At 60.6% G+C, this 25519-nt stretch carries 13 protein-coding genes and 1 pseudogene; 4 read left to right on the plus strand and 10 right to left on the minus strand.

Translation table 11 applies throughout. The features are described 5' to 3' along the window. Window positions 1-18: 18 nt before the first annotated feature. From BN1188_RS07800 to dnaX, 3 genes are all read right to left on the minus strand, one after another. Window positions 19-1047, minus strand: coding sequence for an NADP-dependent oxidoreductase (locus BN1188_RS07800; RefSeq protein ID WP_040260853.1), 1029 nt, complete (start codon window positions 1045-1047; stop codon window positions 19-21). Window positions 1048-1111: 64 nt separating this feature from the next. Next, window positions 1112-1438 carry a YbaB/EbfC family nucleoid-associated protein gene (locus BN1188_RS07805; RefSeq protein WP_040260854.1) on the minus strand — a complete coding sequence of 109 codons (327 nt, stop codon included), beginning with the start codon at window positions 1436-1438 and terminating at the stop codon, window positions 1112-1114. Window positions 1439-1465: 27 nt separating this feature from the next. Beyond that, window positions 1466-3556, minus strand: coding sequence for a DNA polymerase III subunit gamma/tau (dnaX, locus tag BN1188_RS07810; protein ID WP_040260855.1), 2091 nt, complete (start codon window positions 3554-3556; stop codon window positions 1466-1468). Between the two features lie 168 nt (window positions 3557-3724). Between dnaX and BN1188_RS07815 the strand changes: the two genes are divergently transcribed. Then, on the plus strand, window positions 3725-4210 hold the full coding sequence (locus BN1188_RS07815) for an N-acetylmuramoyl-L-alanine amidase (RefSeq protein WP_040260856.1): 486 nt from the start codon (window positions 3725-3727) through the stop codon (window positions 4208-4210). A gap of 3 nt (window positions 4211-4213) precedes the next feature. On the opposite strand, the gene BN1188_RS07820 is transcribed toward BN1188_RS07815, so the two are convergent. The 7 genes and pseudogenes from BN1188_RS07820 to BN1188_RS07850 all read right to left on the minus strand — a co-directional run bounded on the left by BN1188_RS07820 (window position 4214) and on the right by BN1188_RS07850 (window position 17630). Further along, window positions 4214-4474 (minus strand): hypothetical protein, encoded by a 261-nt coding sequence (locus tag BN1188_RS07820; protein ID WP_040260857.1) that lies wholly within the window; start codon window positions 4472-4474, stop codon window positions 4214-4216. A gap of 224 nt (window positions 4475-4698) precedes the next feature. After that, window positions 4699-8697 (minus strand): RHS repeat domain-containing protein, encoded by a 3999-nt coding sequence (locus BN1188_RS07825; protein ID WP_157395809.1) that lies wholly within the window; start codon window positions 8695-8697, stop codon window positions 4699-4701. Window positions 8698-8713: 16 nt separating this feature from the next. Then, complete coding sequence (locus BN1188_RS07830) at window positions 8714-11503, minus strand: hypothetical protein (RefSeq protein WP_040260858.1); 2790 nt, start codon at window positions 11501-11503, stop codon at window positions 8714-8716. Window positions 11504-11580: 77 nt separating this feature from the next. Next, on the minus strand, window positions 11581-14151 hold the full coding sequence (locus BN1188_RS07835) for a hypothetical protein (protein WP_040260859.1): 2571 nt from the start codon (window positions 14149-14151) through the stop codon (window positions 11581-11583). A 25-nt stretch (window positions 14152-14176) separates the two neighbouring features. Continuing rightward, a complete protein-coding gene (locus BN1188_RS07840; protein WP_148485246.1) occupies window positions 14177-15988 on the minus strand; it encodes a hypothetical protein in 1812 nt (603 codons plus the stop codon). Window positions 15989-16881: 893 nt separating this feature from the next. After that, window positions 16882-17256, minus strand: a pseudogene (locus tag BN1188_RS07845) (IS256 family transposase); the annotation flags it as partial. 56 nt (window positions 17257-17312) lie between these two features. Further along, entirely contained in the window at window positions 17313-17630 is a 318-nt protein-coding gene (locus tag BN1188_RS07850; protein WP_040260861.1) for a hypothetical protein, read from the minus strand. A 167-nt stretch (window positions 17631-17797) separates the two neighbouring features. On the opposite strand from BN1188_RS07850, the gene BN1188_RS07855 reads away from it, so the two are divergent. The 3 genes from BN1188_RS07855 to BN1188_RS07865 are packed head-to-tail and all read left to right on the plus strand — an operon-like array spanning window position 17798 to window position 25417. Beyond that, entirely contained in the window at window positions 17798-18403 is a 606-nt protein-coding gene (locus BN1188_RS07855) for a hypothetical protein (RefSeq protein ID WP_040260862.1), read from the plus strand. Between the two features lie 51 nt (window positions 18404-18454). Next, window positions 18455-20347, plus strand: coding sequence for a hypothetical protein (locus tag BN1188_RS07860; RefSeq protein WP_040260863.1), 1893 nt, complete (start codon window positions 18455-18457; stop codon window positions 20345-20347). 12 nt (window positions 20348-20359) lie between these two features. Continuing rightward, window positions 20360-25417: an RHS repeat domain-containing protein gene (locus BN1188_RS07865; protein ID WP_040260864.1), complete on the plus strand. Its 5058-nt coding sequence runs from the start codon at window positions 20360-20362 to the stop codon at window positions 25415-25417. Window positions 25418-25519: the final 102 nt, after the last annotated feature.

A 25519-nucleotide genomic window follows, 5' to 3' on the forward strand; every position in this document is an offset into this window, starting at 1 on the left:
TGGGTCAACGGCGGCCGGTCAGTCGCTGACCTTGACCACCAGCTTGCCGAAGTTCTTGCCCTCCAACAGTCCGAAGAATGCCTCAGGGGCTTTGTCCAGCCCCTCGACCACGTCCTCGCGGAACTTGACCTTGCCGTCGCGCACCCAGGGCACCATGGCGGAGAAGAACTCGGCGTGGCGGTCCTTGAAGTCATCCATCACGATAAACCCTTGCATGCGCACGCGCTTGGTCAGCAATACACGGGGTAGCAGGCTGAAACGATCCTTGCCCTCGGGCAGGTCTTCGGCGTTGTAATGGGCGATCAAGCCGCAGAGCGGAATCCGCGCATGAGGGTTGAGTAGCGGCAAGACGGCGTCGAAGACCTTGCCGCCGACGTTCTCGAAATAGACATCGATGCCTTCAGGGCAGGCCTTGGCCAGGTCGTCGGCGAAGCTGTCGGCTCGATGATCCAGGCAGGCATCGAAACCCAGCTCATCCACCACATAACGGCATTTTTCCGACCCGCCGGCCACGCCTACCACCCTCAGGCCCTTGAGCTTGGCAACCTGGCCCACCACCGAACCCACCGCGCCAGACGCGGCGGCGACCACCAGGGTCTCCCCCGCCTTGGGTTGGCCAATATGGGTCAGGCCCATGAAGGCGGTCATTCCCGGCATCCCTAATACACCCAGAGCCATGGACGGTTGCGGTATGCCCGCCGGCAGGGGCAGCAAGCCCGTCCCATCGGAGATGGCGTGGGTCTGCCAGCCAGTGACACCGACCACCAGATCGCCTTCGTTGAATTTCGGATGGCGGGAGGCTTCGACCCGGCTGACCGTGCCGCCGGTCATCACCTCGTCAATATTCACGGGAGGAGCATACGAAGGCGCGTCACTCATCCGCCCTCGCATGTAGGGGTCAAGGGACAGCCAGAGCGTGCGCAACAGCAACTGCCCCTCCTCGAGCGGCGGCAATTGCTCAGTTTCGTAGCGGAAATTTTCAGTGACAGGCTTGCCCTTCGGGCGGGACGCCAGAACGAAGCGGTGATTCTCGACGGGGGTGGCCATGGGGCGCAGCTCCTTCAATCAGGGACGATTCAAGGAAGACCGCGCCGGCCCGCCTGCGTTCTTGTCAGAACGGCATCTTGAAACCAGGCGGCAGCTGCATCCCGGCTGTCATGCCCGACATTTTGTCCTGGCTGTTCTGCTCGATCTTGCGGACCGCGTCATTGACGGCGGCGGCGATCAGGTCTTCGAGCACTTCCTTGTCTTCCTGCATCAGACTGTCGTCCAGGGTGATGCGCTTGACGTCGTGACGGCCGGTCATCACCACGCTGACCAGGCCCGCGCCGGACTGGCCGGTGACCTCGGCGTTGGCCAGCTCTTCCTGCATCTTGGCCATTTTTTCCTGCATTTGCTGGGCCTGCTTCATCAGGCCTGCCATTCCACCTTTCATCATGGGTCGAATCTCCACATTCGTTCTGTTTCATTCACCCTGGTTGGCCAGGGTGTCCAAGGGTTCGATGGTATCGCTGCGTACCGTGGCGCCAAACCGCTCCGCCAACTGGCGGATGAATGGGTCCTGGGCAATGGCCTGCTCCGCATCCTGCTGGCGCTCGGCGCGGCGGCGGGCGGCAGCCTGGGCCGGGGTTTCCTGGCTGGGGCGGATCAGCTCGATCTTCAAGGTGATCGCTTCGCCCAGGTGTTGGTTCAACGCCTCGTTCAGGCGCCGCTGTTGAGTCGCGTTGAAGAGCGCGCCCTGGTCCGGGTCCAGGTGCAGCAGCCAGGTGCCGTCCTCCACCGCCACCAGGCTACAGTTGGCGGCGATGCTGCCGGTCAGGCCAGACACCGGCAACTTGGGATACAGTTCCAGCCACCGGAGGGCCAGCCCGGTCGCCGGCTCGGCGGCCAAGCGCGGCGGCGCCGGGGTCACAGGCTCGGCGGCGTGGCTGGCCAGATCATCCAGGAAGCCGTAGCCACTGGAATCCGCCTCCGCGGGATAATACTCGTCGTCGGCCGGGGGGTCGTCGTCGCGTAGCATGCCAGCGGGCTGGTACTCGATGGGTGCGCCGCCGTTGTCATCCACCTCGGTATCCACCTCTGGCGCGGGCGGCACGGCGCTGGCCGGGGTCGGCCCTGGCATGGGTGGCAGCGGCGGCGGCTCGGCACGGGTATCCAAAATGGCTTCAGGCGCGGGAGCCGGTGCCTGCACGGGCACCTCCGGCTCCGGGGCCGCTGGCGTGTTCCAGGGCAGATCCGGGTCATCGGCGGCCAGGGTTTGCGAGGTGCGCTCCGGCAGCGGCTCGGGCTTGGATTCCGGCTCAGACTTGGCAGCTGGCGCGAAGATGGGCTTGGCTTGCACCGCTGGCAACCCGATTGGCACAGACGGGGCCACAGGCGCTGTGGCTACGATATCGGCCACCGCCTTGGGGGAATCAGCCGTGGCCTGGCTGATCCCCGCCGGCTTTAGCTGCGCCGGTGGCGCGCTTTCACCCGCGGGGCGGAAAGCGAGCATGCGCAGCAGCACCATCTCGAAGCCGCCACGGGGCTCGGGCGCAAGGGGTAGGTCCCGTCGGCCGATCAGGCCCATCTGATAATAGAACTGCACGTCTTCGGCGGGCAGCGCCTGGGCCAGGGCCAGCACCCGCTCGCGGTCGCCATGGCCGTTGTCCACGGCCTCGGGCAGCGCCTGGGCCACGGCCACCCGATGCAATACGTTGAGCATCTCGGCCAGTACACCGCCCCAGTCAGGCCCCTGCTCGGCCAAGTGGCCAACGGCCGCCAACAACCCCTTGGCGTCACCCTCGAGCAGGGCCTGAAGCACGTCGAACACCTGGCCGTGATCCAGGGTGCCGAGCATGGCGCGAACGTCCGCCGCCTGCACGCGCCCCTCGCCAAAGGCGATGGCCTGGTCGGTCAGGCTCATGGCGTCGCGCATGGAGCCGTCGGCGGCGCGGCCGAGCAGCCAGAGCGCATCCTCCTCGAAAGGGATGCCCTCGGCACCGAGTACGTGGCTCAAGTGCTCCACCACGCGCTCGGGGGTCATGTTCTTGAGGGCGAACTGCAGGCAGCGGGACAGGATGGTCGCTGGCAGCTTCTGCGGATCCGTGGTGGCCAGGATGAACTTGACGTAGGGCGGTGGCTCTTCAAGGGTCTTGAGCAGGGCGTTGAACGAATGCGACGACAGCATGTGCACTTCGTCGATCAGGTAGACCTTGAAGCGGCCCCGGCTGGGCGCGTACTGCACATTGTCGAGCAGTTCGCGGGTGTCCTCCACCTTGGTGCGGCTGGCGGCGTCGATCTCGATCAGGTCCACGAAGCGGCCCTCGTCTACCTCGCGGCACACCGAACAGGTACCACAGGGCGTCGAGGTAATCCCCGTTTCGCAATTCAGGCACTTGGCAATGATTCGGGCGATGGTGGTCTTGCCCACGCCGCGGGTGCCGGTGAACAGGTAGGCGTGGTGCAGGCGCTGGTTGTCCAGCGCATTGATCAGGGCCTTGAGCACATGGCCCTGCCCGACCATTTCGCGAAACGAGCGCGGCCGCCATTTACGTGCAAGAACCTGATAACCCATGAAAACCGTCGCAACCTGAAGCAAGTGACCGCCAATCGTAGCCGAGCAGGGCTTAAAAAGCATCCGTCGTGGCACCCCATCGGTTGAAGGGCAGGCTTTCCGGCTTAAACACCGGCGGCCGACAGGCTTTGCTGGACGCCTCCTCACGCACTGCTAAGGAGGCAGTCCATGACGAACGTGACTTTCAAGCAGCGATCCCGTACCGACTGGCTGGTCGTGCACTGCGCCGCCACCTCCCCTGATGCGCAGGTACGCGCCTCTGACATCAGGCGCTGGCACCTGGCCAAGGGCTGGTCGGACATCGGCTACCACTATGTGATCGGCCGCGATGGCGTGGTTGAACCGGGCCGGCCCGAGGCGGCCGTTGGTGCCCACGTACGCGGATTCAACCAGGTTTCCCTGGGCATTTGCCTGATTGGCGGGGTCGACGCCAAGGGCAGGCCAGAGAACAACTTCACGACAGCGCAGTTCGCCAGCCTCCACGCATTGCTCGGTGAGCTCAAGGCCCGTTACCCTAAGGCACGCATCCAAGGCCATCGGGACTTCTCCCCGGATCGCAATGGCGACGGTCGCATTACCCCCGACGAATTCATCAAAGCCTGCCCGTGCTTCGATGTTGGACATTGGCTCGCGGCCTATCCTTTGGCCGACTGAGCCCTACTCCGAACGCCAGCGCAAGGTGTAGTGCGCCTCGACGCCCGTCATCCGGGGCTGGAAATGGGTATTGGTGAGTAGGTGGCGAACCACGCCCCCCCCGGGCCGGTGATGCTCCAGGGTATCGCCGGCGCCGGCATTGAGGGTCACTTCCCAGATCAACGCCTTGCTTGGTTCCAGCCGCGCCTCGAAGGGGCCGAGGCGGGTGCCATCTATGCGCTGGATATACACCGTCTCCAACGGCAGGTTGAGCGACTGTTCCACGTGGGGCTACTCCGTTACGTCTACATGATCAGCAAGGCTGAAATATGAAGTAGGCTCCAGTGGTTTGTAAATGCGCGGTCACGCTTGTAGCATCCATTGAGTTCAGGAAGATGCGGCCTGGCCATGGCAGTACGCCTTGGCCGTGCAACCCAACGGTTCGAGCCCTGCGGGGTACAGGGCTCAAACCGCGGCAGCCCAAGCGTCAGTCCGCTTTCGGGCGCGGTTCAGCCGGCGCGCCGATGCCAGCCTCCCTCGCCCTCTCGTTCCGCCACCAAGTGCTCGCCGGCACGTACGATCTGAGTGCTTCGTTCGCCTTGCACCAAGGTGGTCAGCTCTCCAGCGCGGTAGAAGCGATGCTCCGTGCCCTTATCTTCGCTACGCCCACTGATGATATCGGTAGGATCGTAGCGGTAAGTGCTGCCACCTTCTTCGTCCTTGCCGCGAACAGACACCAACCGGCCCAAGGCGTCGTAGTTGAATTCCCGACCAGCGTCATCGCTCAGCAGGTTGCCGTCTTCGTCATAGGGCAGGAGGATTTCCGCGGGGTAACCCGGCAACGGATTCGAGCGCACGATAGAGGTCAATTGGGCAGGGTCCGCCGGGTTTTCGTAGCGATACTCAGCGATGTCGGTTTCCTCGGCCAGGCAAGCCTTGGCCAGGTCGGCCAAGCTGGAGCGCATCTGGCGCCAGTGCCCATAAGCATCCCTGACACGACGGGTGGCCGCTTCGCTGAAGGTGCTGATCACCATGACGTGATTGTCCAGCGCGTCGCAGATGAACACCTGACCGGACAGGGTGTTGCCGTAAGGATCCACAGGGCACTCCGGCCCCTCGCAGGTATATTCGGCCAAATGTCCTAGCTCGTCATAGATGAAGGTCTCCTTGCGTAAGAGCGTTTCGCCCGTGAGCAACTTTTTCTGCGTGATGCAGTCCGCTTCGTCATAGGTCTGTTCCAAGGTATCTACGCTATCGCCATAGTCAAAGCAGCGTTTGATCTCTCGGCCCAGTTCGTCGTAACTGAGCGTCGTGGTAAGGCTGCTTCCTTCGACAAGGTCCTTGGTAAGGATGGACTTTGTGCGCCCCAGTCCGTCATAGGTCAAGTCCGTGCTCAATGCCGAGCCCACAAGCATTTGGCTCATGCGTCCGGCAGCGTCATAGCTGTAAGTCTGCTCCTCGCCGTTGACGTCGGTGTAGCCGAGTAGCCTACCGCCCACGCTATAGCCGTAGCTCATCGAGTAGCCAATACCATCGAGCCGGCGGCTTTCATGCTTAAGCTGGCCGTTGGTGAAGTAGGTCCTGGTCAGCACCTCCTCTTCCGCTTGATGACACGCCAGCAAGCGCGCGGTTCTGCCATCGTAGTCATAGCGCTCCTGCCCCTGGTTCGGTGCCCTGCGCTCGATGGGCGCTTCGCCCAGGCGAGGCTGGTAGGTATACCGGATCTCCGCTTTCTTAGGCGTAATGACCTTGCTCGGGCGCGTCTGGCTATCCTCATAGAAAAAGCTGCGCAGACGACCGCCTGTGGTCGCGCGAATCATTCGGTCGAGGCCATCGAAGGCCTGGGTGCCCAATACCTGGCCGTCCAGGTCGATGTGAACGGGCAGGTCTTCGCTGCTGTGCGGGGAATAGCGGCGGGTAACCACAGCGCCGTCATCGAGGGTGCGGGTGACTTCCCTGTCGAACGCATCGTAAGCGAAGGCTGTCCTGCGTCGGCTGGTTCCATCCCATGCCCGGTCTTCGGACACCTTGCGCCCGAGCCCATCGTAGTCACAAAGCAGCTCGTCGTAGCTGACCGGCTTACCGTCCTTATCCGTTTCCGTCAGATACCGGGTAATTTTCCAGGGCTGGTCGAACAGGTTCAGATGAGTGACTCTCTTGGCACTGGCCAAGGTTTGGTCCTGGCTGCGTTGCCACTCGGTGATGGTCGGCCCCTGACCATCCCCCACCGGATCGGTGACCTGCGCCTGATACACCCCGTCCGGGCCTTGCTCAGCGCACCGCTGGCCCCAGTCGTCATAGTGGTAGGTCGTCGTCAGCGCCTGCAAGGCGCCCTTTTCGCCACTGTCATCGAAGACCGTTTGATCGGTCTGCTGACCTAGCGCATCAAAGTTCGCGGCAAACACTTTCAAACCCCTGGGTTCGGTTACCCGGCCAAGCGAGCGCAAGTGCGCGTCGCCGGGTTCGCTACGCCATTGCTCCACGGCACGGCCAAGCCCATCGGAGTAGGTAAGCATCTGCACACCTTGCACGTCTTCCTCGATCTGCCAGGCAGCGCTGCCTTCGCCCGCGGACAGGCCATAGCTGAAGTGCCTGGAGGCTTCATATTCAGTGCCAGGGGCAATGGTTTCCTGGGTTACCCGCTGCAGCGCATCATAGTGGTAGCGGATTTCCACGTCGTTGTCGTCCCGCTCCAGCATCACCTGGCCCGTGAGGATCGAGTGCTCCTGATTGATGACACGACTCACCTTGGCGCCTGCCAGGGTGCCATCGCCTTCCGGCCCTTCCGGCCCGTCCGGATCCTCGACATCCGCTACGCCGGTGAAGGTAATGGTGGTATGCAGCACACTCTGAGGCAGCCAGGCGCTGTCTTTGAGGGCATAGGCAAAATTTTGAACCGTGTCGAAGCCGCCCATCTTGGTCACTTGCTCTTGCAGGCGACCATGTTGCAAGACGTCGTGGGGCTGATTCAGCCAACTATGGTTGAGGGTTCGCAGAGACACGTCAGGCGCGCTCTCGTGCTCAAGAGTCTCGGTGCAGACCGTTACCCACTCACCACCAGCCCTGGCGCTCGCGAGAACAGGCAGGGCCCTATAGGTGTAGCGCGTGACCAGAGTGGGGGCGCCGGGTGCAGCGGAGGACGCCGGTGATACGGTACGGGTTGCCAAGTGTCGGGCGAAACCGTAGGGGTCGGCGGGGCAACGCTCCGGCTCGCCGACGGCGGGATAATAATCTGTTACTGTACGAATGCCGGCAGCGTCCACTTCTTCACGTACCTGGCCATGCTGGTCATACTTGGTGGTGCGAACCTCGACACGGGTGGCCCCGTCCTGATTCTGCCAACGCCGCGCTTCACGCTTGGGCAACTGGCAAAACGGCGGCTGGTCGGCGAAAGGCTTGTTCGGCTCCACATGATAGTCGGTAGTCACCTCCAAGACGCTTTTGCCCTGGGTTGTGATTTCCTTGGCAAGCAGATGGAAGCTGGTATAGCGTCGCTCCACGGTGCGCACTTCGCGCCCATCCAGGTAGTGCCTGGCGGTACTGCCGTAGGTATAGTCCGGGGAGGCCTTGTAAAGGTTGTCCCGGCCATCATCGGCCCAAGAGATGTTTGAATTGGCGCCGAGGAAGTTGTTAGCGGTGTACTCGTAATGGGTATCCATTTCAGCCTGGCCGCGCCCCGGATCGACACGGTGCCTGGTCACCCGAGGCAACCGGGCAGCACGGTTGTCCGGGAACGGGTGGCCGGTGTCCTCATAATCCAGCCGTTCCAGCGCGCCCAGTGGGGTTCGCACCTGGGTAACGAAACGATACCCGTTGCGCTGTTGATAGGTGAAGGCCCAGCGAGCGTTCTCCTCCACCGGCAAGCGAATTTCCCGGACCTCGTTAGCGACCAGGTCCATTTCAAAACTGGCTGGAAGCGAGGTCGTAGGGTAGGCGCTGATCGTGACCAGGTTAGCGGTGTAGGTGATCCGCAGGATTTCGCTGCCAAGATCATCGCGCAGGGATTCGAGACGATCCTTTTCCCCATAGTTCAGGTCGACCCCGTGCCCAGAGGGCGCTTCCCAGCGCACAGGGTAAGCGACGTCGCCAAATAGTTGCAGGTATTCCACCAGGCCGTCGTGGTGGACTACCCGCCACTTGTTGTCTCCATCGGCATAGAAATGGAAATGCTCAAGCTTGCGCTCTTCAATATCGGGTTCAGTACCGCTGCCAGTGACCCGATAACTCTCCCCACCATGCAAGCTCAATATGAAATTGCCTGCGGCAGTTGCATGGTAGCGGGTAAGGTTCAGTGCCCAACCTTCGCCAAAACCATGGTTCTCCCGACTGGCGGGGCTGTAGCTAAGGCGCAGCGGAAGCACCGGACCGGCCATGGCATTGGCCTTGACCTCTGGCAAGCTAACCATGATGCCGTACAGGCCAGTACGTGGGTCCATGCCTCCCTGCACGAAGCTGGCGAAGTTGAAGGCGTTGGAATGCAAGCGGTCAGCCGCTGCGAGCTTTGACATGTTCATTACCGATTTCTCACTTATCAGACAGGCCACGCACCTCGACGCGCAATGCATCGCGGTGGCCTCCTACGCCCTTGGCGCCATTGAACTGGATTGAAAGAGGATGCAGATTGCCGTCCTGGTCGATGAGGTTGACGTTCAGCCCCACGCCGTCCATATGCGCGCTGAATGTCGCGAACGGGTGCCGCCTCAAGGCTTTGTCCTCATCGGTTTCGCTGTCGATGTCACTCCAGTAAAGAGTGCTGTCAGTACGGAACAGGCCGATCCAGAGCTGTCCCGCGTCTACTCGGGTGGGCGTGCCGGCGGCGGTTTTCACCCCATGGTCGAGGGAGGCGGGGTCGCGGTGGTCCATGAACCACTCCAGCAGCGGGTCGTAGTACATCGTGGCCGGGTCGAACGCGCTTTCCTTCCCGCCATCCACCCTGCGGGGCGCGAAGGCATAGCCGGTATAGCTAAACATTACCTCGGCCATGCGATCGCTTTCCCAACGCATCAGGGACTGAGTAGGAAAGAGCTGCGACTCGGCATCGCCTGGAGGATTCTTATCGAACATCAAACGAACGAAAGGCACCTGGGTAACGCTACTGTCCTGGTATGCCAACTTCCAATAGGTGACCGAGCGCAAGCAGTTGCCGACATCGCTTCCGTTCACCACACAGGTGCCTGGGAAAGGTGAGCCGACAACCTCGGGCTGGAACCTGTAAGTACCGGCGGTAAACGTAGGCGGTGCCACGCCTCGAACGCTGATTTCCCCTTTATCGGCATCGACGACGTTGGAGCTGAACACCTCACCTGTATCACTCGTAAATCGTGCTATCAGGGTCAGTTTCCCCGCGGTACGCGTCATCAGGTAAAGGCGCGCCGTGGTCTTTCCATCGTCAGCGGATGGATCCGTCAGTGTGGCCGCGCCACCAGGGTAGAATCGGTATGCACCGTTATGCTTAAGGGTCTGGGCGTAATTCAAACCCATCTCCGCTCGGATCTCTTCCTCTCCTGGTGGCAGAAACTCGATAGGGCTGATTGACGTGTCCTTGATGAACAATTGCAGGCTGTTCATCTCCGCTTGGCTGAGCGGGACATAACGCCCGTTCACGGCTTTGGTTCCGACGGTGATGGTCACCTCCAACTGTTGACGGCCGTTGGCATACACACGATCACCCTGGCTCGCTTCCAGTTCGAACATGTCCAGCTCGGTCCAGCGCGAACGCGTGCGCGCCGGCGGCGTCAAATCGACTACCCCTAGGCCATAACGGGTGCTTGGCGCCAGCGCCTGGTCGGGCATCGACCGAGCCGAATCGGCCAGCACCACGGCGGCGCCCTCCTCCGCCGCGTCCGCCGCGCTGAAGACAAATCCTTCTTCGGTCAACTCGGCCTGGCCTTGGGCTTCCCCGCCCAGCACCTGTAGATTGGGCAGAATGGAAAATACCTCGAAGAAAGCCTGGCCATCGGCATTCAGGGATGCCAAGGGCGGCGCCACCCGTGCACTTGGGGAGGCCGGCCGCAGGATCAGGTCGGCTAGCGCTGTTTCGCCACGAGCATCCCTGGCCTGGATGCGTAGCTGGAAATGGCCGCTCGTTACGTCTTGAGCTAATTGCAACGTGGCGCTAGTACCGGTGACCGAAGGTATCAGCTCGGCGATCGGCTCCGGGTGTGGAGCTTGCCGCTCAGCTGCCCAGACGCTTAAATTCCAAGTCAAGGGCGAACCCAGCCCGCATGCTCGAAAGGTGATAGGTGCGGCTGCGACAAGGGTAGCCTCATGATCCGCGGCAGGATCGGCCGCCGAACCAAGCAGGCGCGTTGCGATGGCTGGCGCCAATCGCGGCTGCCCGGTTTCCGGCTGAGCTTCGAGGGTAGGCAGCTGGGCCCAGTAAGCTTTATCGAGGGCCTGCTCGACTTCCTTCGAGCTCGCCAGGTCAAATAGTGGGGCGTAGGTAATCAGGCTCAGCAGGGCGTCGGTCGCCCCCGGGGCACGGTGCTCCAGGAAAGGGGAAAGTACCGATTTGGCGTATACGCCGATATTGGCCTCATAACCCTGGCCAGCCGCTTTCTTTGGAAGCAGAAAAGGAGAACTCGGGCCCGGGAGGGAACCTTCCTGCGGCTGGAGCGTGGTGCTGGCGAACAGATTGAGAGCGTAGACATCATCGCCCTCGCCGGAGGGGGTTACGCTCATGAACACGCTGACCGGGCTTAGTGGCCCCTCGACGCCCTCCGGCAGGGAATGGGTGTAAACCGGGCTGCTTAGCAGGCCCATTTTTCGAGCGTAGGGCAGCAGCTTATCGGCGATCTTTTGACACGTCGCCGGGACAGTCCCCAAGTTGCCCTCGACGGCTTTGATATCATCGAATGACCATTGCCAATGGACCCGTCCCTCCGTCACCCGGCCCTTCACGGCAGCCAGGGGCAAACGCACGCTCAATCCATAGCCTAGAGGCTCAGCCAGCACGATATGCTCATAGAGATACTCTACGGAATTCGCCACGGCGGTCACGCTATAAACACCTCCCACCAGGGGAATGAACAGCACCATCTCGCCCGCCGGTAGCGCGCCACTGGTATCTACCGCAGGTCTGAGCCGCGGCGTACCTAGCCGCACGTCCTTCAAGCGCACCGTCTCGTTGGGCGACGTGTCGAACGCCGGAATGTCGAACGGCTTGAAGGCCAAATGGCTCATGGGGCGCAAGCGGAACAGTTCGCTGAGCCTCGTCGCGGCGGCTTCAAGTTCAATTACGGTAACGCTGGCCCAGCCAAGCGTGACGGTATTTTGTTGCAAGTAGCGGGTAAGGTCTTCGGTTGTCATTGCCATTTTTTAACTCCCAGGCGTCTTGCCGTCAGGCGGACGGGAACAAGCCCGCCCGCTGCACGGTGTTCGCGCTGATCAGGTCATCCCTGCACCACGGGCGCGTCATCGTTCTTGCTGCCACTTTTCGGGTCTGGAACGTCGAACCATGGGGCGGGGAAAATTCTTACGCCTACGTAATCCGGGTTTGCTTTTGGCGGCGCGAGAACATCGCTCGACGCCTCGTTCACAGGCGGGCGGCTTTTGCCCGAGGAAACGGCGTAAGTGTTTTCGTAGAGGACTCTGACCTCCACCACCGAAAAGCCCTGGACGGGTTCCGTGGGAAGCGTAAGTACGGCGGTACCGTCGGGTTTGCCCTCGATCTCGCCTACCCCGATGGGTACCGACCATACGGGGTCATACCCGGATTCGAGTGCTTCGCCATCACTCCAATAGGCCCGCAGCTCAACCTGGGTCTTGCCACCCTGTTCCGTCACCTTCAGCACCGTGATGGCGAACTCTTCGCCGTGGTAAGGGACTACCACATAGCTATCACTCTCGCCGTCCGCTCCTTCTTGGCTGAACGCAAGCCGACGATATTCGATCGTCTTGGGCTTGGTACTGTTGCCGGGCTCCTTGTCGGTGGTCGTATTAGGGCTCGTGTATCTGAAGTTGTAGCCATCGCCGTCATCACGCTCGGCCAATACCTCGGTTTGGCTGGCGCCATCATCCGGGCCCTTGTCGATGCGGCCGTTGTATTTACCTCCACCTAGGCCCTCCACTTTCAAATCAATACTCTGATTCGGTGCCAATAGCCGAACTTGTGGAGAAACGTACAGATGGTTGGCGTACACCTTTATAAGCGTACTGGAGGTGTATTTTTTTTCGTCGCCGGGGAACGTCGCCGTCGCGCTCAGCCGTACCATGGCATACCCGCCCACCAGGCTCTCGCGCGAAGGCGCCTTGTAGCTATATTGAAGGCCTGTGCCCGTAACCTCACCCTTGGTTTCGGAAAGGCCGAAGATGGTTTCGATGGACCAGGTCACCGAGGTAGGCACGCCCATGGCGTCCTCGATCGTCAGCGGCAGGCTGCTCCCCGCTTGTACGCCGTCCCCCTCATCGCCAAAACCTGCAAGCTTGAGCCAAAAGCGGGTTCGTGCCGGCGATACCTGGCCGAATACGACAGGCGCCTGGGCCATGTGCAGGTCTTCCAGTGCCACTGGCGCCTCGCTGCGGAACAGCATTTGATTGAGGCGTAGTGTATTGAGCGGGCCCAACCCCGCTCGCAACGCATCGGTGACCAGCGCGCGCACCTGTTTGTCGAATATCTCATTTTCCAAGTGGGCGACCACTTCCGCTACGTGATCCTTCCAATAGACCTCGACCGTCTTCGGCACGAATTTGTGGCGGGAAGAATGGGGCAATTCCTTGATTTCGAGATCGTTGCCGACCAGTTCGATGGCATAGTTCCAGGTATAATCCCAACGGTATTCACTATCCATCCAATTGCTGCCGTAGCCCTTGGTTCCACTATAGTATTCAAATCTTTGACTACCTTTCCAAGCGACCTGCAAGCCGATAGCGCCATCGTCAGGCTCGGTGAATTTTACGGTCAAAGGTTGCGAAACCGGATCGGTTCCCATGAAGTCCAGCTGACGTTTCAAAACCTTGAACTCTATCTCGCGACCGGCAAGGTTCATTGTCGAGGTCAAATTTTCCGTAGGAAGCTTGCCTGCTCTGACTTCAGCTAGCTCAGGAACACCGGTATGAGGGGTAAAAGTGACTTCCGCATTGGAATCCAGCTCCTTGAGAAAAAGCTCTATGAAACGACGCAGCATGAACTTCCTGGCCACGGCGAGCGTGGCCGTATAGCCTTGCGGAATCATAAACTTATAGTTGTCGGGGTTAGGAAAGCTGCCGATGTCCTGGTTGTGACTGCTGATAAATACCAGAACAGCGCCCTGCGCCGCGCCTGACGCATCCTTCGTGCTTTCCTCGCTGGGATGCACACGCACGCCAAAGCGCGTGGGATCGAAAAACGCCTGCGGGTCAGACTTGATCGTATTCAACACAAAACGCGTCTGCTGCCCTGGCGTATTGGCAAGCAAAGCATGTAGCTCGCGGGCGGCCTTCACCTGCCGTGAGCGGATTGACACCGCGGTATAGCGCGGCTCTACCGATGAGCCGGACTTGAGAATATCTAGGTAGACTTCACCGCCCTCTGCTCCACCGCTGGTGGTTTCAAGCTCGATTGTCTGGATCAGCTTTGAGCTGGCCAACCCTATTTGATAATTGAGTTCAACGACCCTCCATGTTCTGGAGTCACCATGCACAAGGCTCGATAGATTGACCGTTGCACCGTCCACCGCTTTCCAGGTCAAGGTGGCCCTGCTGGACTGGAGCGTAGAATTTTCAAAGCTCAAGCGCGGTGGATCGAAGGTTACCCCGGAAAGATAGGTTTTTTCGTTAGGGTCCACTTCCTCGAAGCGACCCGTGGAGGGCTTGATGAATTCGCCGCTGTCGTAACGCTCGATATATTCCTGCTGCAACAGGAGATTGGCTTTTTCCCGATCATAAGCGGCGACTGCGCTCCAATCCTGGGTGTAGTTAGTGGAAGGCTGCTTCATCCATTCGATGAGCTTTTCCACGGTTTCTTGGCCAGTGGTGCTTGGCATGAGAATATCCTCTTAATGATGAACGTCAGGCAATGACGTGCAAACTGAGCGTGGGGAACGGAATTCGAGTGCGCCCGCCGTCGAAGCTGACGTTGACCTCGCACTCCAGCGTCGAATCGTCCTTGAGGTCGGAAAACCATCTGCGTGCCTTGGAAAACGAAGCGGCCTGGCTGGCTACGTCTGGCCCTGTCACCTGGTACCCGCTCGAAGGCGTCAGCGGCCCCTCAACGGGATAGCCGTCCAGATCAGTGCCATAGCCGGTCACATAGATGATTTGCCCGGCGGCCATGAACAGCCATTCAGGCAAGGTGAACTTCACGTCGCTGGGTAGCCCCTTTTTGGACAAAGTGCCGCCCTGCGCCGGTTCGCAAATCAGCGTGCTCAGGTGAGCCAGCTCAGGCGCTTTGATCTTTAGCCGGTAAACGGCCGAATCCTGGCTCTGACCGGCAAGCGTGGCGCGGTAAAACACCTGGACGCGCTTGGCCTCATCTTCCCCCATGTTGGCGGCGATGAACTGGCGCCCCACTTGGAATACCCGGGGCGTCGTTTCCGACACCGGCCGGCTGATAATGGTAGAACCCTCTGGTTCGTGGCCGACCCAGTGCATGGCCACGGTCGCCCCCGGGTACTCCGCGGTCGGCGGAATGGTCAGAGTCACCCCGCCGGCGCTGGCGATCGCTTCAGGTCGGAGATAGCCTCGGTTATCTACGTCTGACTCGTGAGTCACGCCGCTGACCACCGGCGCGGGCAGATTCAACGCCACCTGAAGGTCCACTTGCAGCGGCTCGCTGCGCAACGCCTTGCCCGGCCGGCTGAAATGCCACGTCAGGGTACCGCTGCCTAGCTGACGTGCCGTGTCGGACGGTATGACGAACAACAGCCGCTGGCTCTCGGCGATCGAAACGTCTACATAACGCTGCAGCGTGGCGGCTTCCTTTGCGCCCTGCCAACGTACCCACAGTCGGTCACCGGTCAGCATCCCGGGATAGACAGGGCAGCGAACCGGAATCCCACCAGGAAACTGAGCAGGATCCAGCGGCCCTCCCGAATGACCTTCGATGGTCACCGGGGGCAGTTCGACCTTGGCGGAGGAGCCAACCTTGTAATATTGGAGCGGCGATTGGCTGGTAACACTCGTAGACTTGTACGCTACGGTGTAGGAGAGCTCTCCGGCATCGTTCCCCGCCAAAGAGGACCTTGCCAAGTCTAGAGTCAGTGCTTTCCCCAGGTGGCTTTCATCCAGGGTAATGGAACCCTTCCTGACAGGCAGCGCGAGGGAACCGCGATAGCCTTGCCAGGCATAGGTGACAACGTCGCCCACGGCCATTGCCTCGTAGGGCGCGATCATTACGCTGCCCTTGCTGGGAAAGCTTGCATAGTCGATATGCAGGTCATGGGCTTCGAATATCTGGGCTACCGGCAATTCAGGGGCAGCCTGTGCAGAGCGGTCGATGTAACAGATCAGTCGCTCCGACTCCATCTCCTGGCCAGAGGCACCGTCTATCCAGCCATAGGAATAGAAAGCCTCTCCGCCGCGGATCCGAGTGAGGAACTCGATCGGGATATCGATACGCAACCCGTCGTCTGGCGGCGGGTCGAGCACCGGGACTTCACTGTCGGGAGCATCGACAGGGATACCGTCCAGGGTACGCCCACGCCAATGCACCGTAAGACTATCGCCCACTTTCAGATCGGGATGCCGGATAAAGGTCTGCAGACCCTCGTTACCGACGTCTTCGAGCAGGATGACCTGCCCCCGCATGACAGGAACCTGTGGCGCCGGAGGCAGTGAGGAGCGTGGCGAGACAAGGTCGCGCCGGGGGTGATTCAGGACCATGAAAACTCCATCGAGTGGACAACCATGGCCAAGTTATACGTCTGCGAATCAAGCGGCGGTACTGGCAGAACTGTCAGGTAGCACCGCTATCACAACACTACATCACCCCAGCGGACACATCATTCGGGCATGTCTATTTCCACCCAGGGAACCGGGAACAATCGTACGCCCACGAAGTCGGCGGGTTTCGGTGGCGCAGTGATCATCGCCCGGGAAAGGTCGCTTCGAAACACGCGAACCTCCACCACTACGTAGCCCTGCAAGGGCTTGCCGGGAATGGCCGGCTCGTTCCCCTCGAGCGCGTCGGTGCCACTGGGCGCCTGGTACTCCCAGTCATATCCGTCTTCGCTCGGGCGCTGCTCAATACGCTCGTTGACGACCGTCCCCCTTCCCTGTACCGAAGCCGTGACTGAGCCTTGCACGGCATCCGCGGTTAACTGAAACCGCTGCCCGTGCTCCAGCAGGCACACCTGCGGCGAAACTTGCACCGCGTCACGAAGGACCGTAATCAGCACCTGGCCACGCCAGCTGGTGCTATCGGAAAAGGTCGCGCTAGCGGTAAGTCGTACCTGCAGGGTACGGCTATGCAAGCTCGTGGCGGAAGGCGCTTGATAGCGGAATTGAGTACCACTTCCGTGGACAACGCCAAGGCTGGACTGGCAATGGGAGTCGCCCTGCCCGGCGATCTCCCAGCTCACGCTTTTGAGCGCAGCGTCAGCGTCCATGATAGCGAGATCGATGCAGGTGCCGGCTGCAACTACATCGCTTTCATTGCCTTGATGATGAACCTTGATCCAGTAACGTGTTTTCCCTGGGCTGACCTGGCCGAACGATGCCAGTGGTCCGGCCAGGCTCAGTTGTTCCAGCGCTACTGGCGCCTGGTTTTGAAACAGGCTTTTCGAGATCCCGGTCATGCCCATGGCCTTGACCAGCTCGTCAACCGAGCGCGTAGAAACACCTTGGATATAGGCTTCCTGGATCACCGCCGCCATGGCCTTTTCGGCGGTGCGCCGTGGCTCAAGAAAGCCCGGGAAATAGCTGCCCTGGCGCAGCTTGGGGATCTTCAGATCAACATCGCCAGCGCGGGTCTGCCAAAGGCGATCACGGTAGCCATTGCGACTGTTTGTCCGGTCTGGGCTTTTGACGTCGAAACCGGCGCCGCACAGGCCTTCGACGTCGAACTCCATCATGCGCTGGGCAACGAACTGGATCATTTGCTTGAGCAGATCAGCGTCTGCCCCTTTCTCAACCAACTCGGTCAATGCGATAGTGGCTTGGTCATCGTGGTTTTCCTGGTGCTCGTTTGGTCTTCGCAAACTCAACGTTAGCCAAGAACCACGATGACCCTCCTCTTTCGCCCTTGGGCGCTCTCGGCTGGTTCAGTTACACCACTTCCCGGGACACGATCGTAGCTAACGCCCCCCAGCCACCTGTATTCACCAGGGGCTTGCTCCTCGAACCTGCCCTTGGCCGGGGGCAGGCGCTCGCCGTTGTCATATTTTTCCAGCCATTGCTGACGTAGCAGCCGGTTCACCATAAGGCGGTCATAGGCAATCACCGCATTCCATCCCAGCATCATGTCATGTGTCTTCATCCAGGCCACCAGCGCATCCCGGCTGGGTGGGGAAAGTTTCTGCTTCATATGGGCACCTCAGGCACGTAGGGAATGCTGCTACATACCCTCTCGAACCAACGCAAGGTACTGACAAACCTGCCAGCTAGGCAGGGTCGGCGTTTGCTCCTTGAATGGCACCGATCGTCATAACGACGTAATCAATACATGCCCAACGCATTGATACTGGAGGCGTAATGAAACCCTTTCGACTGACCAGCCTTTTCCTGATAACGGCAGGCCTGACGGCTATCGGCGCTACGGCGCAGGCCGAACAGGCTGTCTATGACCAACAATGGTTCATCACGCAGAAGGAAAGCGCGGCTTCGTTCGACTGCACGCAAAAGGATGGAAAAGCGGTGGCGGGCGTCATCATCAGTGAAACCCACGACGGCGATGAGAATGCCGACACCACTATCGGCTGCGCCACGCTCAAGCAAGGCGGTGATGTGCTGGTATTTTCCGGCGAAGACCAGAAGAATTGGACAATTACAAAGGAGAATGAATCCCAGGGCTACAGACTTACGGAGGATAAAGAAAGCATCGCCGAAGTAGCCTGCCCGGACAACAGCGTCCTTGTCGCCCGCTCGCACAAGGGCGACGAAAATGGCCCCACGACCTACACCTGCCAGACCTTGATCGATGCCTGGGGCAAGGACATGGTACCTCGCCAGCGGCACTTGATGCTTGGCTTCCAATCTTCATCCGACCTGAAATGCCCAGAGCCTATGGCAGTGGTTGGACGGGCACATTTCGCGGATGAGAACGGGCCGACCTATCTGGAATGCGCACTGTTTTTCTGACCGTCCAAAGGGCACGCATCCGGCGCGTGCCTGCTTTTTCTGGAGCAGACCATGACTTTCTCTTTCCTTCGCCGCCCGCATCAGTGGCTGGCGTGGCTCGGGCTCGGCTGTAGCCTGACCGCGTTGGCCCAGGCGACTAGCGCGCCGCAGCAGAATCCGACCAAGGCAATACAATCCCCACCCGGCACCGTCATTCTGTGGAACGAACACACCGGCGACGGCGATAACCTTAAACTCAACCCGGCCTGGGGTTGGAGCAATCAATACACGCTCAAGACAGCCGATAGGCCCGTGCAGGCCGGGAAGGTCCGCTACCTGCGGTTCGTCAACATTCCTTCGGCCAGCACCCTGGTGCTGAGCAGCGGTGAATTTTGTGAACAGAGCCAGGATCAAGACTTCTGGATCGAACTGACCAGCGTTCGTGAAAACGCTACCTACCCCACCGGGGACGGAGATGCGAGCGTACTGCCGATCAGTCAGTTGATGTCCCTGGGGCAGGACACTATCCATAATGGTTTCAGGGTCAAAGCCAGCTATCGCAAGCCAGGCGCCTCCCTGGAGGGCTTGGCCTGTGTTCGCATGACCACCTCGCGTCTGCCCGGCCAGGCCGTGCCAATGGTGCCGATGCCCCTTCCTCCTGGAACATGGCGCAGCGGGGACCGGACCGAAACGAACTTATGCGCTGAAGGCGCGCCTGCGATCACGGGCCGGTCCGTCGACACTGAAACTGGTACTTACGAGCATCGCTGTCTACCTCTGGCCGCGGGCTTGCGCGGCGGGCCGAAAGCGCCGGAGCGGCCCAAAACTCCCTATAGGGACGGCTACGATATCTGCCCGGCCCACACCGCGGTTTGGACCTTTACTTCAACCGCAGCGCTGCCCGCAGCTTGGTATCGGCTTGAGTGCCGACAGCTCCTGGATGAGCGCGAAAATCCACTGGTGATTACTCCCTCGCCAACCTGGCATGGGCCCTTCAAGGAGGGAGACAGCCGCTTCAGTTGTCCGGATGGTCAAGTGTTGATCGGACGAAAAGGCAAATACAGCGGCTATCTTCCCGAAGGAGAAACCTGGTACCTGTGCGGGACGGTCCACGGCTACCCATCCGCCTCGGCAGCGAAATCCGCTTCGTTAGCCCCCACCGGCCAGGTTCACTTCGTGGACGACAAGGGTAAAGACTACAGCATCGGTCTTGGACAATTCGGCAGCGACCAGCGCTACGAATTCCGTAACTGGGGCAGCCCTGTGCCGAACGACCAGATTGCCAAGATCGCTTTAAGCGGCATTCCTTCAGCCACGCGCATCGTACTGACCGACGATGAGCTTTGCCGCCCCGATCAGGGCAACTACGCCATTACCCTTACCAGTTGGAAAGAAGGTGCCAGCCTTCCCTGGGTCAACCTGTCGGACCTGGGCGCCAACGACCTAGGCTTTCCCGTTGGGCAAGGATTGCGCCTGAACGCGCTTCGCGGCAACCCGACTCGCAAGACGCTTTCCTGCATGCGCGTGCAATTGTCGCGCTTGCCGGGTGAACCCGCGTTCGACACGCCGCTTCCACTGGCGGACATGGTCCAGCGCCCAGGCGCTGACAAGGCCACCTGCGCAGAGGGCGCGCTTAGCGCTTTCGTAAACCGCGCTGGTGCCTACGAATACCAATGTGCGAAAACCGCTGAATTGCAGATGAAAAACTCCGAAACCCTGAAAGGCAGCACCGGAAGATGGGTGATGTGCCCCCATGGCAAGGTACTTACGGGCGCCAGCAAGGACGCCTACGAGTGCGCTGAGCCCCGCCTTGGCAAGGCCCCTTTGGCCGTGGAGCCCGAGGACGACTGGCGATCCGAAAGCGGGGGCAGCGCCAGTTGCCTAGACGGCAAGGCCATTGCCGGGCTGCGGCCTACCTCCACGCCGCTGCCGAGCCATGTACGTTGCGCCACGGTAAAGCAATAAGGAAGCTTTCTCATGACAGTCGAGACGAATGTTCAATCCAATGCCTTCAACTTTGGCGACTTCTTTACCCAAGGCGTTGATCCGCGTACTGGACACTTTGCCGTCAGCCTGCGCTTGCCGAGCTTTCAAAGTGGCGAGCTGGCCGGGCCCAGCCCGTCCCTGGCGCTGAGCTATAACCTGCTCAACCCGCTGGATCATGGCTTCGGTCGTGGCTGGATGCTGAACCTGACCCGCTTCAGCCCGGACAACCAGGGCATGCTGAGCACCGCCAGCGGTGAAACCTTCAAGGTCACGGCCGCCAATGGCATGCAGAAACCGGCCACGATCCCCGAGCAGAAGCTGGAGGCGTTTCGGTTCTACGCCGACAACCTCGGCACGGGTCCTTATCGATTGGTCCACCGTGGAGGGCTGATCGAGGAAATGAGCCTGCATGACGAGAACGGCCGGAGGGTCGCCCTGACAGACCGACTGATCGGCCCGCTGGGTCATACCCTTCATCTCGAGTACGAGACTTACCGTAATGTCACGGTGTTGAGCAAGGTGCTGGACCATGACGGCCAAACGGTTTTATTGCGCATCGACTATCAGGACCAACTGACCACGGTCACGCTGGCGCCTGACGCCCCGCAACCGGGTCTGTCCATGGCCTTCGCCCGAACGGGCGGGCAATTGGACAGCGTGACCTTGGTAGACGTCGAACGAGGTCGATGGACGCTCGAGTACCAGACCATTCGCGGTTACGCTTGCCTTAAACGCATCGAAACGCCCCAGGGTGGCGTCGAAGACCTGGAATACAACGACCAGGGGCATCAATTCCCCTGGCCTAGCGACGACCTGGCCAACAGGCCACCTGCCCTACCCCGCGTCACTCGGCACAGACAGGACCCAGGGCTTGGACAACCCTTGCTCGAAACGCGCTGGGAATACACCTCACAGAATTATCTCGGCAATGGGGCCCTGAGCCGCTGGACCAACGATGGCAGCGATCAGCTCTATAAAGCTGCCGATGATAACTTCCGCTATGGTAGCACCGCCAAGGTTTATGACGGTCAGGCCCAAGTACGCGACATCCAGCGCCGTTACAATCGTTTCCATCAACTGGTGGAAGAGACTACGGATGAGGATGGCCACAAACTCATCCGCACCGTCGAGTACCATATGGAAGCGGGCAAACCTTTCCAGGATCAGCCACGCTACTGTCAGTTGCCCAAGACCACCGAAACACGCTGGCAGCTCGATGGCCACGGCACCCGCCTGGAAACCCTGACGCAAACGTTCGATCTTCAGGGCAACCCGCTGAGCGAAACGGGCCCGGACGGCGTCACGCTCAGCTATGAGTACTATCCCCCGGAAGGCGTGGCGGGTGAATGCCCGCCCGACCCCTACGGCTTTACGCACTACATTAAGAGCAAAACCGTTACGCCCGCCAGCACGCACGAGGCGGGCGCTCCTGTCCGGGTGACGCGTTATCGCTATGTAGGGATTCCTGCCCTGGCCGGCAGCCAGGGCGCGGGCCAAGTACTGATAAAAGAAGAGGCCTTATGCCTGGAAAACCAGGAGGATCCTCTGCGGGTGTCTACCTATCACTACTATGGAGAGCCCGAACCGGGACCCGAACCGGTACCCGAATCACAGGCCTCCTCTGCGGCGAACAGAGGGCGTGGGCAGGCCAGCGACCCCGTGGCCCACGGGCGCGTTCAGCGGCAGGAGGACCTTCTGGGCGGCAAGCGAAGCTGCATGAGCTTCCAATATGCCAAGGGCGGCACGTCGCTGTCTGACAGCACGCTGGACACTACCATCACCCTTACCGGCTTCGACAAGACCCAGAGCCGATCCAAGCGCTCGGTCGCCACGCTATCAGGCCTGGAAGTGGCAAGCGTCGATGCCGACGGGGTAACGGTGCGCTTCGTCCATGACGCCTTGCAACGGGTTATCGAGGAGTCCGTGGAGGGCGCCGACGGAGCCCATCGCGCTACCCGACGCTTCAACTATGAATTCGCTGGCCCTCCTTCGATGCAGGCTGTCGCACAGCAGGACAGTGAACGGGGCAATAGACAAACACTCACCGACGTGAAGGGTGTGCGCCACATCCAGGTCACGGATGGTCTCGGCCGAGAGGTAGCCCAGTGGCGGCAGCTCACCGAAGACAGCGCTACCCTCCAGCTCTCGGCCACGCAATACAATGGGCTCGGCCAGCGCCTATCGGCGCAAACCTTCGACGATTTCGAGGCGTGTAAGGTGTCGGTGCTGACCACGCATTACCGCTACGATGCCTGGGGTAACCTCTACAGCACCACAGATCCCTCCGGGCTGATCAGTGTGACCCGTATCGACCCTATTCCTGAGCACGGTGCCGCCGAGTTGCAAACCTGGCTGGAGCATCCCGACCACCCCGGGCAGCGGTGCCAGTGGAGGGTCACTCGGTTCAACGCCTTCGGCAAGCCTGGTTACGAGGCGCGACTGGAAGCAGCCAGGCAGGCCCCTGACGCGGGTGATAATCAACCGCCTGCTTTGATCGGTCGAATCGACTACGCCTATGACGGCCTTGGCCGCTGTATCTCCAAAACACAGACACTGCGAGAACCACCGGATCGAGCCCTGGCTTCGAAATCGTCGTTCACCCGCGTGGTCAGCTATCGCTACGATGCATTCGACCGGCTGATCGCTACCGCTTACGACGACCAGAGCGAAATTTACCAAACGTTCGCGGAGCATTCGGCAGCGACGTTACCGGTCAGCAAAGGTGTCTACGACCCTAACCAAGAGCTTAAAGTCTTGGTGGGTGAGCAAGCGTTCGATGGTCTGGGCCGGCTGACCGAGCGTTCAGTCGGGACTCTTACAGAAAGCTTTTCCTATCGAGGCGGCGAAAGCCGGCCTTATCAGTATCGACAACCCTCCGGTTATCTGGGGACTTACAGCTACGCGCCCGAGTTGGCCGACACACCTACGCGGATCGAAAGCCCAAGCCAGGTTCGCGATTTCGACTACGACCCGGCCACCGGGGCGGTCACCTCGGCGGTGAGCGAGGGCGGCGAGCGTACCGAATTCACTTATAACGCGCTTGGCGAGGCGATCACGATCGCATCGACCCCTCCCGGTGGAAAAGCGCATGCCACCCACCTGTCCTATAGCCGGCAGGGCCGCCGCACGAAGCGCGAAGATGATGGCGCGCAGGCCAGCACGCATGTCTATGATCGTTTCGGTCGCTCCAAGGCGATCAACCAGGACAGCCTGGCCACCGAATGTGAGTACGATGCGTGGGGGCAAGTGGAGCGAACCCTGACCCAAGGGCCCGATGGCCAGTCGGATTGCAGCCGGGAGTACGATATCCATGGCCGCGAATGCAAGCGCACCGTGTCTCTTCCAGGTGGCAAGCCAATCTCTATCCAGCAGTCGTGGAGCGACGACGACATGCCCTATCGGCGTGACTACCACGTCGACGGAGCGCTCGTATTCTCGGAATATTTTCGCTATGACGAGCGGGGCAGGCTGTACGAATGCCGCTATGAGGGTGAGCCGGGCTGGTTCCCGCAGGATCGGCTGGGCCGCCCTATCATTAGCCAGTCCTTCTCGTTCGACGCGCTAGACAACGTCCTCATGACCGTTACCGAGGTGGCCGACGGTGATGCCGTGATCGCCCTCTATAGCTACGCCGATGACAACCCTTGCCGGCTTATGGGCATCACCTATAGCCCCGCAGACTATGCACCGGCGGAACACCTCGACTATGACGACAACGGCTGCCTGCTCACCGACGGGCGCGGCCGCACCCTGACCCACGATGGGTATCGTCGCCTGGTCAAGGTCGCGGACAGCCAAGGCGCGACTACGCAATATCATTACGACCCCCACGATGCATTGGTCGCGACTTCCGATGAGCATGGCGAGCAGGTTCGCTGGTTTTACGAGGGCTTGGCGCCGAATCATAGCCAGGATGCCACAGGAAGCCGCCAGTACCTGACGGACATCACCGGGGAGCCTGTGGCGGAAAGACTGCCGGACGGCCGGGTACTCCGGCAGGGCAGCGACCTGGCGGGAACCGTGCGGGGCGAGTCAATGACCGGGCACTATCAGCCGATCCATTATGACGCCTATGGCCAAGCCAACCCCGCCTTGCTGGGCAGCCGGGGCTTCAACGGGGAACGGCGGGATGCGTTGTTGGCGGGGTACCCGCTGGGCCAAGGCTATCGCATCTATTTCCCGCATCTGGGTCGTTTCAACGCGCCCGACTCGGAAAGCCCCTTCGGGGTCGGCGGCGTGAATCCCTATGCCTATGCCAGCGGCAACCCCGTCACCTACCGAGACCCCACCGGGCACTATACCAGTACCATCATAGGCCCCGACTACCGCCCTCCCATCGAGCAACCGCAACGGGGCTTCTGGGAGCGTTGGCTGCCGGTCGCCATATCCGCCGTGATGCTAGTGGTGGGTATGGTCATTGCACCTCCATCGGTGATTGGCCTAGCTGCCTTCATTGTCTCTGCCTTGACGAGCTCTGCCGTGCTCACCTACAACCTGTTGGTGGCGGCCGACGTCGTGGAAGATGACGGCATAGTGGGGACCCTGCTGATGCTCGGGGATTTGGTGATCAGCGGCATGGCCGGAGCACTGGGACGCAAGGCAGTGGCCAAAGGGCTCAAAGCCGCGACGGGTGAAGCGGCGAGTACGTCGATCCTTAACATACCCCAGACCGCTAGGGTCACCCCCACCACAAAGTTACTACCGATGCCCAAGTTCAATCTTTCAGTATTGGACGACAATATGCAGGCATCCAATGCGCAAGCCAGAGCAAGCATTCGATTAGCTAAATCAAATAAATTCGTAATGTTCGAGGAGGACTTCACGTACCCTCTGAGGCCCGCTTCCCCGCGGCCAAGCCCGCCCTCGACTCGCGGGCCTTCACCCACGCCGCCTGAGGCACCGATTAGCCAGGCAGCCAGTGCTGCTCCGCCCAAGTCGCCTAACGTCGGAGTCGCGTCGGTTGGTAAATGGCCATCGGTGATGCCGCCGAAATACCTGCAAGGCATCCGAGGCGTCAAAGACCCGGCTGGCTATAGGCAGGTCTATTAGGCGTTGCGCGAGAATTTGAGAATCTTCAACCTAAACATTTAGTCGAGAGACCGATAAGTTCAAGCCCGCCACGCCCCGTCGGCTTTCCCCAGCCGCGCTGGC

This window comes from Pseudomonas massiliensis, assembly GCF_000826105.1.
Classification (GTDB): Bacteria; Pseudomonadota; Gammaproteobacteria; order Pseudomonadales; family Pseudomonadaceae; genus Aquipseudomonas; species Aquipseudomonas massiliensis.

Excerpts from the sequence above, each read along its gene's own strand:
- BN1188_RS07850 (WP_040260861.1), bottom strand. The coding sequence starts at position 17,630 with ATGAAGCAGAAACTTTCCCCACCCAGCCGGGATGCGCTGGTGGCCTGG.
- dnaX (WP_040260855.1), bottom strand. The coding sequence starts at position 3,556 with ATGGGTTATCAGGTTCTTGCACGTAAATGGCGGCCGCGCTCGTTTCGC.
- BN1188_RS07805 (WP_040260854.1), bottom strand. The coding sequence starts at position 1,438 with ATGATGAAAGGTGGAATGGCAGGCCTGATGAAGCAGGCCCAGCAAATG.
- BN1188_RS07835 (WP_040260859.1), bottom strand. The coding sequence starts at position 14,151 with ATGCCAAGCACCACTGGCCAAGAAACCGTGGAAAAGCTCATCGAATGG.
- BN1188_RS07825 (WP_157395809.1), bottom strand. The coding sequence starts at position 8,697 with ATGTCAAAGCTCGCAGCGGCTGACCGCTTGCATTCCAACGCCTTCAAC.
- BN1188_RS07840 (WP_148485246.1), bottom strand. The coding sequence starts at position 15,988 with ATGGTCCTGAATCACCCCCGGCGCGACCTTGTCTCGCCACGCTCCTCA.
- BN1188_RS07800 (WP_040260853.1), bottom strand. The coding sequence starts at position 1,047 with ATGGCCACCCCCGTCGAGAATCACCGCTTCGTTCTGGCGTCCCGCCCG.
- BN1188_RS07860 (WP_040260863.1), top strand. The coding sequence starts at position 18,455 with ATGACTTTCTCTTTCCTTCGCCGCCCGCATCAGTGGCTGGCGTGGCTC.
- BN1188_RS07815 (WP_040260856.1), top strand. The coding sequence starts at position 3,725 with ATGACGAACGTGACTTTCAAGCAGCGATCCCGTACCGACTGGCTGGTC.
- BN1188_RS07855 (WP_040260862.1), top strand. The coding sequence starts at position 17,798 with ATGAAACCCTTTCGACTGACCAGCCTTTTCCTGATAACGGCAGGCCTG.
- BN1188_RS07830 (WP_040260858.1), bottom strand. The coding sequence starts at position 11,503 with ATGGCAATGACAACCGAAGACCTTACCCGCTACTTGCAACAAAATACC.
- BN1188_RS07865 (WP_040260864.1), top strand. The coding sequence starts at position 20,360 with ATGACAGTCGAGACGAATGTTCAATCCAATGCCTTCAACTTTGGCGAC.